Origin of the sequence: Carboxylicivirga sp. M1479, from assembly GCF_007097485.1 — a bacterium.
Taxonomy (GTDB): Bacteria; Bacteroidota; Bacteroidia; order Bacteroidales; family Marinilabiliaceae; genus Carboxylicivirga.
The window spans coordinates 36753-52978 of record NZ_VKDE01000022.1; the positions used below are offsets into that span (position 1 = coordinate 36753).

Genomic DNA, 16226 nt, shown 5'->3' on the forward strand with positions numbered 1-16226 from the left:
ACGCTTACAATCACACAACGTATTTTATCTAATGATTCGATTTTATATACTCGTCATATTTCAGCTTGCGCTAATTAATATCTATTCTCAAACCGTTCAGGTAAGAGATAAAAACACCTTTCAGGCTCTTGAACTGGTTACCATTTTTTCACAATCGCAAGAGGTAAATACGATTACCAACATGAAAGGACAAAGTGAAATGTCAGACTTTGAAGGTGTTGAGAGCATTATTTTTCGATTAATGGGCTACGAAACCATCGAGATAAGTTATACTGAATTACAAAACATCAATTTCAAGGTATTGATGGAGCCCAGTGAATTATCTTTAGATGAAGTAGTAATATCTGCTACAAAGTGGAAACAGGGTCGAAGAGAAAGCCCAGCCAAAATTTCCATTTTAAAACCCAAAGAAATCAATTTTCTGAATCCACAAACGGCGGCGGATTTAATGGAAATGACAGGCGACGTATTTATACAAAAGAGCCAAATGGGTGGAGGTAGCCCAATGATTAGAGGTTTTGCAACCAATCGCGTTTTAATTACAGTTGATGGTGTTCGAATGAATAATGCCATTTTCAGAAGTGGCAATATCCAGAATATAATTGCCCTTGATCCGTTTGCAAGTAATCGCGCCGAAGTCATTTTTGGCCCTGGCTCGGTCATTTACGGTAGCGATGCGATTGGTGGAGTTATGGGCTTCTATACATTTGAACCCATTCTTTCTCACGAAGAAGATAAAAGCCTTATTAAAGTCAATGCACTAACAAGGTACTCATCTGTCAATAATGAAAAAACAGGTCATGTTGACTTTAATCTGGGCTATAACAAGTTTGCCCTACTTACATCCATTAGCTATTCCGATTACGATAATTTAAAAATGGGTAAGCACGGGCCCGATGATTACTTGCGTCATGAATATGTAATACGCGAAAATAATGTTGATAAAATAGTACCGAACGAGGATCCACTGAATCAAATACCAACAGCTTATAGCCAACTTAACCTGATGCAAAAGGTAAAGTATATGCCTAACGACAATTGGTCTCTCAATTATGGCTTCCATTATTCCGAATCATCCGATGTTCCAAGGTATGACCGTTTAATAATGACTAATAATGATGATCAACTCAAATACGGCGATTGGTATTATGGTCCACAAAAGTGGATAATGAATACCTTAAATGCTCAATATTTATCTTCTCATAAATATTTTGATCATCTTCAAATAGTCGCTTCTCACCAGTATTTCGAAGAAAGTAGGCATAATCGCAAGCTGAACCAGGACGATATAACCAGAAGAACGGAAAAGGTTAGTGCATTCAGTTTTAACATGGATTTTGAAAAACATTGGGATGGCAGCGGCAAGTTGTTTTATGGTGCTGAATTAATCAGCAACAAAGTTGGTTCCAATGGAATAAAAGAGAACCTAATCAATGGGAATATTACTGATGCAGCATCTCGTTATCCCGATGGTTCTATTTGGATTTCAGCAGCATTGTATGGAAGTTATTTAAAGCATTTATCGCAAAAAACGAACCTTCAAGCTGCCTTGCGCTACAATTACATTTATTTGGATGCCACTTTTGATAATACCTTTTACAATTTCCCTTTTGAGAATACAAACATTAACACTGGAGCTTTAACAGGCAGCTTGGGATTAATTCATAGCCCAACTGATAATTGGCAGCTAAGTAGTAGTTTATCAACAGGTTTTAGAGCACCAAACATTGACGATGTAGGCAAGGTATTTGACTCAGAACCTGGAGCCGTAGTTGTACCCAATCCTGATTTAAAACCAGAATATGCGATAAATGCAGAAGTTGGAGCTGCGGTTGTTGTCGTCAAAAAATGGAAACTTGACATGACGGCATATTATACCTACCTAACGAATGCTATGGTTCGACGCCCCTACTCCTTTAACGACAATGAATTTATAGATTACGATGGAGAATTGAGCCGTGTACAAGCGGTACAAAACGCAGCACACGCCTATGTATACGGCATACAGGCAGGCGTTGAATATAAATGGAAAAATGGCTTTAGCGCATCCTCTCGATTCAATTATCAAAAAGGCGAAGAAGAACAAGACAATGGCTCCTACTCGCCACTTCGCCATGCAGCACCATGGTTTGGCACAACTCATCTTACTTATGAGAAAAATAAACTAAAGGTTGATTTGAATGCGCAATACAATGGCGAAATGAGCTTTGGCAATATGCCCGAATCTGAAATTGGGAAAGCCTATTTATATGCAAAAGATGCCAACGGAAACCCATATTCACCTGCTTGGTCGACCTTAAACATTAAGGGTCAATACATGGTGGGACAATACACTACATTAACTATAGGTATCGATAACATCACTAACGAGCGCTATAAAACCTATTCATCGGGTATTGCAGCACCAGGTCGCAATGTTATTGCTTCAATTCGACTTTCTATATAATCGAGTATTCATTTTACAACAATACCAATTCATACACTAGCAACAGTTATGTTATCTATATTGGCGAGTAAATGGATAAAACAGGATGCTTTTTACCGAAATTATAGACAATAACGTTAATTAATCACAAAATAAGGCTTTGTTTAAACCATAAAAGTCAATAATCTAAAAAATCGCTCTATCTTTGCGGCTCATTAAAAATAAGGACCACTCCGGTCACTTTCAGTAGCACATCGTGGCATATTTGCTAACTCTGGGTAACAGCTGCAAGAACGTGTAAGCGGGTGGATAAATAGCAAATTATGCAAACATTTAAAGAAACAGGACTTCCTGAGGAAATCCTAAGTGCTATTGGTGAGCTTGGATATGAAACGCCAACACCGATTCAAAGTAAAACTATTCCTGAAATTTTAAATTATGGTAATGACTTAATTGCATTAGCACAAACAGGAACAGGTAAAACAGGTGCCTTTGGTCTTCCGGTTATTCCGCAGGTTAAAACTGAAGAGAAAAACGTACAAGCGTTAATTCTATGCCCTACTCGCGAATTATGTCTTCAGATAACTAAGGACTTACAAAAATACGCTAAAAACTATCGCGATCTTTATGTTACTCCGGTTTATGGTGGTACAGAGATTCGCACTCAAATAAAAGCTTTAAAAAGAGGCTCGCATATTGTTGTGGGAACCCCAGGTCGTATGAACGACCTTATTAACCGTAAAGCTATTGAGTTAGGTAATGTAAGATGGTTAATACTTGATGAAGCAGATGAAATGCTTAACATGGGTTTTAAGGACGATATTGAAGCTATTATGGCACAGACACCTGAATGGCGTCAGACCCTGCTTTTCTCGGCAACCATGCCTGCTGAAATTTCTCGTATTTCAAAAAAATACATGCAAGATCCGATCGAAATAAGTGTCGGAACAAAAAACTCAGGTTCTGAAAATGTGGAACACCATTTTTATATGGTGCAAGCACATGATCGTTACAAAGCATTAAAACGTGTAGTTGATGTTATACCTGATGTGTACGGTATCATTTTCTGTAGAACGCGTCAGGAAACAAAAGACATTGCCGACAAACTAATGGCTGATGGATACAATGCAGATGCTTTACACGGTGACCTTTCTCAGGCTCAGCGTGATATGGTAATGCACCGATTCAGAAAAAAGCACTTACAATTATTAGTAGCAACTGATGTTGCCGCTCGTGGTATTGATGTAAATGACTTAACACACGTTATCAATTACAATTTACCTGATGATATTGAAGCATATATTCACCGTAGTGGACGTACTGGTCGCGCAGGTAAGAATGGTGTTTCTGTAGCTATTATTCACTCTCGCGAAATGCACCGCATTAAAGCCATTGAGAAGTTAGCTAAGAAAAAATTTGAGCGTAAAATGGTTCCTAAGTCGGAAGAAATTTGCGAAAAGCAACTATTCCACTTCTTAGATCGCGTTGGAAAAACTGAACTTGAGGAAGCCTCACCGGTAAATGCTCTTTTACCATCTGTTTACGAAAAGTTAGCAGCCATGGAAAAAGAAGATTTGATTAAGCAATTTGTTGCTGCCGAATTCAACCGCTTTATGGAATACTATAAGGATGCACCAGATCTTAACATCTATAAAGAAGAGCGCGGCAAAAGAGGTGAACGAGGAGAACGCGGCGGTCGTGGAGAGCGTGGCGGACGTGGAGATGCTTCATTTAGCCGTTTATTCCTAAACCTTGGTAAAACAGACAAACTAACTTCTGGTGATGTAATTGGTTTGATCAATAGCAACATGAGAGGCGTTACAGTTAAAGTTGGTAAAATTGAATTACTACGTAACTTCTCATTTGTTGAAGTAGATAAGGAGTACGAACAAGAGGTTATTGACAAGTTGAACAGAAGCAAATTAAAAGGTAAAAAAGTAAACCTTGAGGTAGCTTCTCCAAAGCCATCTGGCCGTAAAGAAAGAAGAAGAAGAAACTAATACATAGAGTATTAAACTGATATAAGAAAGCCATTTAGAGATAATTCTAAATGGCTTTTTTCTTTTAACTTTATAAGACGGTTTGTACCAGCAAACATTCATTTACTGAGCAATAAAAGTTGCATATTTTATCAATTTGCTAAAAGTTATTACCTTACTACTTAGATAATGATAATTTTTCTACCATGCAGCTATCCCAACTTACCTATCAAGACATACAGAAGCATCAGTTTGATTTAGCCATTCTGCCATGGGGCGCAACTGAAGCACATAACTTTCACCTACCCTACGGCACTGATAACTATCAAAATGGAGTTATCGTCAAACAGGCCGCTCAACTGGCTATTGACAAAGGAGCAAAAATTCTAATTCTACCTGAAATTCCATTTGGTGTCAATACAGGCCAAACAGATATTCCGTATGTTATTAATATGCTACCAAGTACGCAGTTAGCCATCATCAACGATGTGGCAACATCGGTATTTCAACAGTGTAACAAACTACTGATTTTTAATGGGCACGGAGGCAATGATTTTAAAACTATTATTCGTGAAGTAGGTCAGAAATTCCCTAATAAGAAACTGCTAAGCTGTAATTGGTTTCAAGCATTGGATAATGATAAATACTTTACACACTCTGGCGATCATGCCGATGAAACTGAAACGAGCTTAATGATGTATCTGTACCCTGAACTGGTGCGCCCCTTATCGGAAGCTGGGAATGGACAACACAAATTGTTTAAAGTAAAAGCCTTGAATCAAAACTGGGCTTGGGGCGAACGCGAATGGACAAAAATAAGTAATGACACAGGCGTTGGCAATCCTTCAAAGTCAAGTGCCGAAAAAGGGGAACGTTTCTTTAACGATCTGACGCAAGTAATCAGTCAGTTCTTTATTGAGCTGTCGAACACGCCCTTAGATGACTTTTACGGGTATTAGTTGGAAATGAAAAAACTAAGATAAAATAAGAGTAAGACCAATACAGCTCCCTTACTCTTCATATTCAAAAAACAACTTGTAAAATTTAAGGCCGCGGCCACTATCAAATCCCTTTTCAAGGTATTGACGTTTACCATGTACATAAACATGAAAGTTCTTATCGAGTTTTAATACTGATTTAAAATGCTTCTTCTCGCCCTTAACCGCATCTTTCGAAATATCGAAACTATCTTGTAAAGGCATATTTTTTTCTGATTCGAAAAAGCTTTTATAATCGTTAAAAGCATCAACCACCTCTGGCTGACGAATCACTTCTTTTGCAAACTCTTTTTCGTCAAAAGCAGCATGCTTATCAAAGTACTCTATTGAGCGGTTCAACATATCAACCTGATCAGGTCGTTCCACCTCATTCTCTTCATTAAACACCTCTCCCACAAACCCTTTACACATCTGCAGATAATTATTAGTAAAGTAATAGTTATCCTCACGAGGTTTAAGCCCAAGGAAATCGTCTTTCCAAAAATGGGCTTCGTTTCCTTTATTTATATTATCTACCGAACAAATTTTATAACCTAAATCTTTTTCCGTATTAAATATCAAACATCCTTTATCAAGCTTTTTGATGTTAATACCCTCCTGCGCTCCCAATTCAAAGTTGTTATCGCGCAACATTACTTTTAAAAATGTATCCTTATTCTCTGACTTAAAAATACCAAGTGCATCAACTATTTCTCCATCAACAACACAGTTATTAAATAATACCATGTAAAACTCGCCGCCTTTTATTTTCGGGTGGTTCGATTGTTCATAAAGATGATTGGCAATAGTAATTGAGTTATCGTAAAACGAATTGGGTGCATTAAAAATGGCATCAACCCAATTGTATACTTGATTATTCTCAATACCTTCTTCGTGATGAAAATTAAAATAAGCCTCCACTTTGAAAGGCTTAAAAAAGTACTGTTTTAACACATCAATCACCATTTCATCATCGTGCAATTGTAATTCGGCTTTTGAGAAACGTATTTCTTCAGCCTCTGCTCTACAGCCAATTTGATGAACAACAATGTTTTGTATAGTAGTTTGTGTAAAATCAATCATTTCTAAAGTACTTTTCTGTTATAATAGCGTCACGAAAATAGTGTTTTTCAAGTGAATAATTTCAAAAAGTCACTGTCAATTACACCAATACCAATCAAGAAGATAATTGAACATGGTGCTAAAATAGAACAGCTGCAATAAGTGAATTATTGCAGCTGTTACCGTCCATGAAAAGTTAAACTTAGCTAACCCGGCAGTGATTAGCATACCATGATACCGGATGCTCCGACCCGGCAATCAATTCCTTCAATATCTTCTTGTCATCCCATTGGCTTTCGTAACTGCAAGACTGATCCAAGGCTTTAGATAATAACAACCATTCTTCAATTACTGGTTGCGTTAATTGACCCTCAAAATTTTTTAATACTTTCAAACAACACTTGCTAAGAACATGGATTTTAAGTTCTTCTCCTTGCAAGGAGCTACGAGTAGTGTATAGATGTTCATCTACTCTGATGAATTCATTATCATCTAATTTTACTGTAAACGTGAAATTGACTTTTGACATAGTTAGCCTCCTTTTGTTTAGGTTCACTACAAATTACAATATCGGAGCAACGAAGTAAAGCCTAATTATCATGTTATCATCAATTTATCTTTATTCTAAATAAACAATTATTTCTGTAATACATAGATGATCAATCGCATGGTAATTTCTAATATCTTTATACTTTTATGCATAAACTCTATATCATGCGCATTCGTTTTTTCTTATTCATATATTTCTTCATATCGTTTTTATCTCAGGCACAGTATTACAGCTCAGGCGCCGATCCTGCCAATATCAAATGGAAACAGGTAAATTCCGATGTATTCAAAGTTGTTTATCCCGAAGAATTTGATGGCGAAGCAAAACGGTTTATTGCGATACTTGATTCCTTGTATCAATATGGTGGTTATACATTGGATCATACGCCAAAGCCCATTAAAGTACTCATCCACTCCCGCTCTGCCTATTCTAATGGCTTTGTTTCTTGGGCTCCCAAGCGCATGGAAATTTACCCAACACCTCATCAGGATATGTTGGCACAGGATTGGCTTGAACAGTTAGCCATACATGAGTTCAGGCACGTGGTGCAAATAGATAAACTCAATAAAGGGTTCACAAAGTTTTTAACAATTCCCTTTGGACAACAAGCAATTGGTGCCGTACTAGGCCTCTATGCTCCATTGTGGTTTTTAGAAGGCGATGCCACGCTTAGCGAAACTACCTTATCACATTCTGGAAGGGGAAGACGCCCTGCATTTGAGCAAGAAACAAGAGCACAAGTATTAGAAAAAGAAATTTACAGCTACGAAAAAGCCTATTTTGGTTCATATAAAGATTACGTACCGAACCATTACCACATGGGATACCTATTTACTGCAGGCGCTCGCTATAAGTACGGACCTGAAGTTTGGGAAAAAGCCCTGGATGAGGCTGGTCGAAAGAGTTGGTCGATAACTCCATTTAATCGCGGAGTTAAAAACGTAACAGGTAAAAACAAGGTTCCTCTTTATCATGAAATATTTAATGATTGGAAGATGAAGTGGACCATGCTTAATGATTCCATCTCTCCGCCACAAAACAGAATTATTACAAAACGAGATACTCGCTACAAAAACTACATGTATCCGAATGCAATTAGTGATGATCAAATAATAACAGAAGTGAGCGGCCCTGGGGAGTTAAATCACTTTGCTACTCTTGATATTAAAACGGGCCATGAAGAGAAAATACTTATCACAGGAAGCCGTAATCGAGAACCTTTTTCATACAACAACAATCACTTAGTATGGACCGAACTAGAGCAACATCCTCGTTGGGACAATCAATATTTCTCAGTCATCAGAACGTTTAATTTACAAACTCGCAAGCAAAATAAAATTAGCCATAATACACGTTATAAAGCACCGAGCCTATCACCAGACGGACAAACTATTGCTGTTGTTGAAACAGATTATTCTAATCAGTTTAGCATCCACCTGTTAAATGCCAATGATGGTACTTTGATTAAAGCTATTAAAACACCGCATAATGCCTACCCCATGAACCCTCAATGGCATGATAACGGCGTTCAATTGGTAATGATCCTATTAACTCCTGAAGGCAAGCAAATAGTGGAAGTCTCAACCTCATCGGAACAATGGAACAACATTACTGACAAGAGCTTTACTGAAATTCGATTTCCACGTATCCATAATAATTTTGTTTATTTCTGTGGTTCATACAGCGGCATCGAAAACATTTACCGCATCCCAATTTCTGGTGGTATTACAGAAAAAGTTACTGAGTCTGCCTTTGGAGCCACCTATCCATCCATCAGCAATAATGGAATTTTATACTATCAGGACTACACATCGGATGGCTATCAAATCGCATATATTCCCTTATCAGAAATAAAACCAATTCCTCTTAAGCCAACTGCATTACCCAACGAAGAAATGTTGCAAAAAATGCAGGCCGATGAAAAAGGAATGCCACAACTCAAAAACCTAGCGACGAATAGTTACAAAACCAAAAACTACTCGAAATGGAATTTATTTAACTTTCACAGTTGGGCTCCTGCATTTGTAAATATTGATGATGCCAACATTACAGCTGGAGCCAGTGTATTATCACAAAACCTACTAGGCACCACATTTACCTCCATTGGATTTAATGCCGATGAACAATATTCTCGTGAAAAATTCAATTTCAAATTTGCCTATCAGGCATGGTGGCCAGTATTTGATTTGGAAGTTAAAGTAGGTAATGAACAACCTATAAATGATTATTTTAAAAACAGTACAGACACGTTTCATATTTTAAGAAGTTCCAAGCCAAATCATCTATGGACCGAATTAAAGATGAAGCTACCTCTTAATTTTTCACGTGGTAAATACTTTCGTAACGTTCAACCACAAATAGGCGTGAGCTATCAACAGTCAGATGATTACAGCTACGAACAAACATACATTACAGTGATTGATGATGGAATTATTGAAAAAAGCAAAACAACAGAAATAGCTGAAGGCCTAGATATTCGCTCATTGGATTACAGCTTTTTTGCATATAACCTGCTACGATCAACACAACGCGATATAGCGAGCCGCTGGGGACATGTTATGGAACTCAGTTATCGACATACACCAATGGGTGGAAATAATTACGGTAGCATATTAGGTGTGCACACGCGTTTGTATTTCCCAGGAATAGGACGACACCATAGTATTCGCATAGACAACGACTGGCATACTAAAGAGAAAGGTGAACTATACCAAAAAGGACATACTTATAATCATTTTTACATATTCTCCGATTATGTGCGTTTTCCCAGAGGTGTACAGAGCATTACCAACGACGAACTATACTCCTTTAAAGGCGACTACATTTTACCTTTGATGAATCCTGACTTGAACATACCCGGCATCTTGTATTTAAAAAGGATAACGGCTAATTTATTTTATGATTTTTCATTAGCTAGCCAAAATCTCCAATATGCCGATACTGGGGCATGGACAAGCAGAGAATACGATTTTAGCTCCTTTGGCACGGAACTTAGGGGTGAGTTACATCCATTTCGCTTTGTCTTTCCTATAAGCGTGGGTTATCGATATGCTTATATACCTAATGGCAAACAGCACTATCACGAAATGCTTTTGTCGATGGGTTTAGCAAGCATTGTTGTTGGTAATAAGTAACAGTACTGATTTACCATTTTATAAGCGATAATAAGCAATTGAATTGTAAAAAACCTTAATAGATGTTTACAAACTAACAAGAAACCAAACCTTTGTGTTATTCTTACGTAGTAAAAACTGGGCTTGAAGATTGAGTAGTATTAACGAAAGAGGTGCAGATGAGGTATAGTTTGGGTGCATTTATCGGATTTGTAATTTTCACAATTCTTATTGATTACTTGTTGCATCGTTTAATTCATTCCGATGAAACGAAACGAATAAAGCATTTTAGCTTTCCCAATGGTACATTCTGGTATTACAGTGTACCTACCTTTTTTATTTTCTCTTTTTCTGGTCTCTATGCCATGGTACAAACTGCGTCGAGCAGCAATGTATATGTTTATTTCCAATGGTTTTTAGTTAGTTACCTGGCCATTTACTTACCAAAGCTTTTTTATTATCTGGGCTATAAAATTACCCATAGAGCCATCCGTGTTAAAAATAAGTTCGCAAGCGACGGTAAGCTTAAGAAAATGAATGAGGGACGTTATCCCAGTATTTCGAGAAAGAAGTTCCTAAGCCAAGTGGGAATAGTTATGGCATCGGTTCCATTTATTTCCTTGCTGTTTGGGGTATTAAAGGGGCGTTTTTCTTTTAGTAAACAGTACACCAAGTTATCGTTCCCAAACTTACCTGATGCCTTTGATGGCATTAAGATTGTTCAGATTTCTGATCTTCACCTAGGTAGCTTAAACTCCAATTACGAAGAGATGGAGGAAGCGGTACGTTTAATCAATGACGAACATCCGGATTTAATATGCTTTACCGGCGATTTGGTAAATAATTTTTATGAAGAAACAATTGGTTGGGAAAAGGTTTTTACGAAATTAAATGCTCGCATTGGGAAGTTTTCTATCTTAGGAAATCACGATTATGGCGACTACTCCAAATGGCCGTCAGCGCATGCCAAACAACACAACCTCAATAACATTAAATCGGCACACAACCGCTTAGGCTTTAATCTACTCAATAATAAATCTCAAACCTTAGAGATTAATGGTGATAAAATAGCGATCTCTGGAGTTGAAAACTGGGGGCATCATCCATTTCCTCAGTATGGTGATTTAAAAAAGGCATCGAGAGGTATCGAGGAAATTCCTTTTAAACTGCTTCTATCTCATGATCCTGACCATTGGGATGCCGAGGTTAAAGAGAAAACCGATTATGACCTTACCTTATCAGGTCATACCCATGGCATGCAGTTTGGCATTACCTTTAAAAACTTTCAGTGGAGCCCAGCAAAGTATAAATTTCGTCGTTGGGCAGGCTTGTATAACGAGGGCAAGAACTTTCTGTACGTTAACCGTGGCTTAGGCTACCTGGGCATGCCCGTACGAGTTGGCATGCCACCTGAAATAACCATTATAGAATTAACAAAGGGTCCAATGGGCAACGACATGATGTAAATTTACATTTGTGTCATCACTTGGTTGTATCGCCATCATACATTTGAGTAAAAACAGAATCAACTGGCTCCCAAAGCTCAATCTTATTGTTTTCGGGATCCATTATATGCACAAACTTACCATATTCATAGGTTTCTATCTCATCGCAAATGGTAACACCCGTCTGTTTTAATTCATCTACCAAGGCTTCAATATTTTCCACCCGGTAATTGATCATAAACTCTTTTTCAGATGGCTCAAAGTAAGTTGTTTGCTGCTCCATGGGGCTCCATTGCAAATACGCCTTTTGCTCCGGATTATCAGCTTCTCTGAATTCAAAAAGGGAACCATATTCATTGGTTGACAAACCTAATTTCTGCTTATACCAAGCGCGCATTTCTCCAGGATCTTTACATTTAAAAAGAATGCCTCCTATGCCTTTTACTTTTTTTCCCATATCACAATTTTTAAAGTTGAATAATTACTTAACTTTTGATTGATATGGAAGATATAGAGAATTTAAATCATTAGCCACTATTGAGCCAACCAAGCTTGTAATTGATCAAACTGTTCCAGTGCCTCATTTAATCCTGTTTGATATAGTTGATCCAGTTTTATTGGATCATTCTCAATGCGTGACACATTCATCATACTTTGTGGACGAATAACGAATACACGTCCCTCCTGCTCCAAGCGCTCTATGCGAGCTAAGGTTTTATTATAGCGACTAGCCCGAGAAAGAATGGTCTCTACTAACATGGGGTACTTTTTATAACGGTTCTTTATCAGCCACTTAAATTTGGCATCTCCTTTTTGATAAGTCTTGTTACGGGTCAACACCACAACAGCTCGTTCGTTGCTCCTAAGAGCTTCGTCAACGGGTATTGAATCAGATAAACCACCATCCATATACTGCTTCCCATTGAACATGGCCATTTTTGACACGAATGGTAAGCTCGAAGAAGCAGTTATTGCTTGCAAGAGCTGTTCCCTGCTTAAATGTTTACTACTGCAGTATTCGGGCTTACCTGTTTGCACATTGGTAATGCCAATGACAAATTCACTCGCCAATGAGAATAACTGTTCAAAATCAAAAGGTACTAGCTTGTTGGGTATTTCTCCATATACAAAATCCCAATCGAATAAGTTGCCCTTGGTAAAAAGGTTTCGCCAACTCATATACCTGGGGTCGGCGGTGTACTTTAGGTTAACAATTTTATTGCGTTCAAACTGTTGGGAAACATAGGATATACCATAAGCTGCACCTGCTGATACGCCAATAACATAAGGAAATTGTAATTTTTTGATTAGAAATGCATCCAGCACTCCAGAGGTATACATGCCTCTAAAGCCTCCTCCTTCAAGCACCAATGCAGTACTACTTTGCATCATTAGTACTTAAAGCCTTTAATCGTAGGTCGGTTTACATCACCACTTAACTCCAATACAATCTTTTTACCATCTCGCGGCAGAGACTGGCCTGTCATAAGCTCAAAGGTTGATAAAGCATTGAGCACACCTGGTACCAAATAATGAATCGTTACATTACCCTTTTCAATTGTTGATGGTGTAAGGTTTTCTTCATCAAGCAATAGTTTTCCGCTAAAACTAGCATCAATTAGCGATGAAGTAATTTCGGAATCAGAGATGGTCATGCGCTTTTTATCGAGACTTGAATTAAGCACCATTCGATCAACACTCAATTGATCCATTTTCAAGCCTAAAAGAGCAGTACGAGATTCCAACTGTTTCTTTTTCTTACCCGCATATTTAAGCGTCAAACCTTCCAATAAGAAGTTGGTGGTGTGGCGTGTCAGTTGTCCTTTATTGTTTTTGTAGTTAGCCTCACCATCCATTTTAAGGTACAAGTTCTGAAGCGCAAATCTACCAGATTCTTCAGGATCGCCCCATTCGATACCTCCTTCGCCTAACTGCAACTCCATTGATGATTTAGCCTGTTCAATTTGTAAAGCATCCATTCCATCACCCGTATAATCCATATCAGCCTCAAGTTGATAAGTTAAAATTGGTGCCAACACTTTTAGCTCTTCTATTTGCAACTTTTTTTCCTCTGGCTTAAAACGAGCTACCATTTTAAATTCATCCACATGGTTAAAACGCTTTATTTGATCAGGCGTAAAACCCAATGCATCCATCCAGGGTGTTTGAGCCAAGCTAAGTCCCTCAGCTTCTATTTTTAATCGTTGCTTTTCCTGTGGAAACTTTTCATTTAAGTGCTTAATATCTTCTTGGGTTAAATGCCCTCTAAAGCTTAGCGATAGTTCATCTATTTCGATATAATCGTTAACCTCTGACACCAAGAACCTACTATTTATTAAATACACTTTAAAGGCTTTCAGCTCCTTAATATTTCTACTCTTAAGCAAACGAACAGCCTCATGATAAGGCATATCTAATTCTACTTTCTGAGCCGATGCCACCTCAACACCATTTTGATTAACAACATACATGCCCCTTAATCGCAACTCTGAAAATAGAGGATTAACATCAATCTCTTCGAATTTTATTTGAACATTATCCGTTATTAACTCAACCTTTGCCTCTAAACGCTTTTCAATCTTTCGTGAAAGGATATTACCATAAACCCAGTTACCGACAAACAGTCCTGCGATTGAAATAATTACAATACCAATGATAAGTTTCTTTTGCATGAGTTGATTGTTAAAAGAATGACCAACTAAAAATAGGAAAAATGCATCAGTTAAGTCTCTATTTCTTAGTCTAAATAAACAAAGCACTTAAAATTAGACTTACCAGGCATACTTTTTCAAACCATACCAAGTAGGTGTAGTTTTATAAATAACTGATAACCACATCCATTTATTCCCTAGCATCACATTCCAACTCTCATGCCAAAATTAAAGCTACACCAATATATTTTAAAAGTCAGTATCCTGTGCTATTTGAGGTAAAGGCTTATTCCTACCGCCAGTGACAAGGCCATGTGTGGTTTCACATATTTAGTTCTGATGGCCTCTAACAGATATGCATCAAAGGCCGAAACCTCGCTATAAATACCAATAGCATCAAAATACCCGAGATTCATATGCCGTTTTAATTCACCACCTATGAAAGGGGCAATATGTATCTTATTCTGAAAATAATATTTCTCGGGATAATATTCTGGTAGCTTATCAAAGGTGTTTTTGGTATTTCCCCAATTAATAGATATTCCGGCATATGGTTTAAAATACTTTAGTATGGGTTGTTTTGTGAAGTGAAACCTATTTTTAAATGATATAGTAACAACTGAATTCTCACTCCCACCAAAATTCTCACTCAAATAACCAATAAAAAGTGTTGGCTGATAAACGGGCGTTATGGAATAGCCAAATCCCAATGCCATAAAACCAATGCTACCGGCATACTGAACTTTATATTGCCCGGGAATAAACCACCTGTGTTTATACTCTACCGTATCACTTTTAATAACCACCGTTCTCGTTTTGTAAGCACCTTGAAGTGGCTTTGGCAAACTAGTTTCAATAGAATCAACATCTGCTTGGGCGTTAACATCCACTACTTGCATAAATATGAAAAGCAGCAATAGACATAGCCAATATGTATTTTTCATGCCCATCTTTTCAGTATTCAATACGTTCAACAATAATAGTATCAGACTGCACATCCATTATTACAAGCTCATCGCGTATTGGAGCTGGAATGGATAAATAATTGACGTCGCCATATGGTTGAGAATAACCATAACTATGTCCGTGCCCATGCACCGACAATTCCACATTATGCTTTAATAAAAGTTGATTATACAGGTATTCACTACCCATATTAAACTGATCGCCCCAAGGTGGTATATGGGCAAATGGGATTACATATTTATAATCTGAATCATTCTCCAAAGCAGTATCGAACCAAACAAAATCAGGATCAATTACATTTTTTTCCCAAATGATATTATCAAACATCACCAACTTAACATCACGATAGCGAAAAAAGAAGTTAGACTCACCAAACATCTCGGTGTAAATATCATAGCCATTGGCCAAACAATCATGATTCCCAATAAGAGTGATAACGGGTATTTTAATGTCGTTCATAATATCGCTATACCAGTCAAACTCACGCGCATTGGCACTTAGGGTTATATCTCCTAAATGAACAATAAAATCCAGGTCGTTGCGGCTATTGATGTATTTTACTTGTTTTTCAAACTCATCGTAATAAGTGTGTGAGTCGGCAATTAAGCCTATTCTAAAGGGAGTAAAACCCTCATCGGCCTCAGGAAGCAACTTATTATAATTTGTGACATTTTGCTTCTTCCACTTTGAGTCAACAATGTTTTGATAGGGACTGTATTCAATTATCTCGTCACAAGATAAGGCGAAAAGACCAACGAAAATGGTCAATAGTATTATACGATATAAGTTTGGGTTCATCATCTATTTAGGTTAACACGGTTACAGTGATCTAGTTCGATCCTTGCATTAAAATCAACTCAAAGTTAAATACTAAATACTCCTCTTGTCAAAACAATAGTCTGAAGCTTCAAAATAATTGCATGAAACATCAGAAAGCATGATTGAATTTTTATTCGGAAATGAAGAGATAGACTATACATGAGAAATAAGTAGGTTATTAACTTTCATATGCAAATATATCTATCTTTATACATATCCACATATATAGATTATATTTT

12 protein-coding genes are annotated in these 16226 nt (G+C 37.4%); 5 read left to right on the plus strand and 7 right to left on the minus strand.

Annotation, left to right across the window (positions count from 1 at the left end; all coding sequences use genetic code 11):
* The first annotated feature begins 31 nt into the window (after positions 1-31).
* From FNN09_RS13915 to FNN09_RS13925, 3 genes are all read left to right on the plus strand, one after another.
* Positions 32-2446: a TonB-dependent receptor domain-containing protein gene (locus tag FNN09_RS13915; RefSeq protein WP_143302980.1), complete on the plus strand. Its 2415-nt coding sequence runs from the start codon at positions 32-34 to the stop codon at positions 2444-2446.
* 302 nt (positions 2447-2748) lie between these two features.
* Positions 2749-4425 carry a DEAD/DEAH box helicase gene (locus tag FNN09_RS13920; RefSeq protein ID WP_143302981.1) on the plus strand — a complete coding sequence of 559 codons (1677 nt, stop codon included), beginning with the start codon at positions 2749-2751 and terminating at the stop codon, positions 4423-4425.
* A gap of 185 nt (positions 4426-4610) precedes the next feature.
* Positions 4611-5363: a creatininase family protein gene (locus FNN09_RS13925; protein WP_143302982.1), complete on the plus strand. Its 753-nt coding sequence runs from the start codon at positions 4611-4613 to the stop codon at positions 5361-5363.
* Between the two features lie 51 nt (positions 5364-5414).
* On the opposite strand, the gene FNN09_RS13930 is transcribed toward FNN09_RS13925, so the two are convergent.
* Positions 5415-6464, minus strand: a complete 1050-nt coding sequence (locus FNN09_RS13930) for a nucleoid-associated protein (protein ID WP_143302983.1) — start codon at positions 6462-6464, stop codon at positions 5415-5417.
* Positions 6465-6645: 181 nt separating this feature from the next.
* A complete protein-coding gene (locus FNN09_RS13935) occupies positions 6646-6972 on the minus strand; it encodes a hypothetical protein (RefSeq protein ID WP_143302984.1) in 327 nt (108 codons plus the stop codon).
* A gap of 185 nt (positions 6973-7157) precedes the next feature.
* On the opposite strand from FNN09_RS13935, the gene FNN09_RS13940 reads away from it, so the two are divergent.
* Both FNN09_RS13940 and FNN09_RS13945 read left to right on the plus strand, forming a co-directional pair.
* Positions 7158-10127, plus strand: a complete 2970-nt coding sequence (locus FNN09_RS13940) for a hypothetical protein (RefSeq protein WP_143302985.1) — start codon at positions 7158-7160, stop codon at positions 10125-10127.
* A 158-nt stretch (positions 10128-10285) separates the two neighbouring features.
* Positions 10286-11572, plus strand: a complete 1287-nt coding sequence (locus FNN09_RS13945; protein ID WP_143302986.1) for a metallophosphoesterase — start codon at positions 10286-10288, stop codon at positions 11570-11572.
* 16 nt (positions 11573-11588) lie between these two features.
* Here FNN09_RS13945 and FNN09_RS13950 read toward each other — a convergent pair whose 3' ends face one another.
* From FNN09_RS13950 to FNN09_RS13970, 5 genes are all read right to left on the minus strand, one after another.
* On the minus strand, positions 11589-12008 hold the full coding sequence (locus FNN09_RS13950; protein WP_143302987.1) for a VOC family protein: 420 nt from the start codon (positions 12006-12008) through the stop codon (positions 11589-11591).
* Between the two features lie 77 nt (positions 12009-12085).
* Positions 12086-12940, minus strand: a complete 855-nt coding sequence (locus FNN09_RS13955) for a patatin family protein (protein WP_143302988.1) — start codon at positions 12938-12940, stop codon at positions 12086-12088.
* A gap of 2 nt (positions 12941-12942) precedes the next feature.
* Positions 12943-14223, minus strand: a complete 1281-nt coding sequence (locus FNN09_RS13960) for a hypothetical protein (protein ID WP_143302989.1) — start codon at positions 14221-14223, stop codon at positions 12943-12945.
* Positions 14224-14471: 248 nt separating this feature from the next.
* Positions 14472-15146, minus strand: a complete 675-nt coding sequence (locus tag FNN09_RS13965) for a hypothetical protein (protein ID WP_255434123.1) — start codon at positions 15144-15146, stop codon at positions 14472-14474.
* Between the two features lie 10 nt (positions 15147-15156).
* Entirely contained in the window at positions 15157-15969 is an 813-nt protein-coding gene (locus FNN09_RS13970; protein ID WP_143302990.1) for a metallophosphoesterase, read from the minus strand.
* Positions 15970-16226 lie beyond the last annotated feature (257 nt).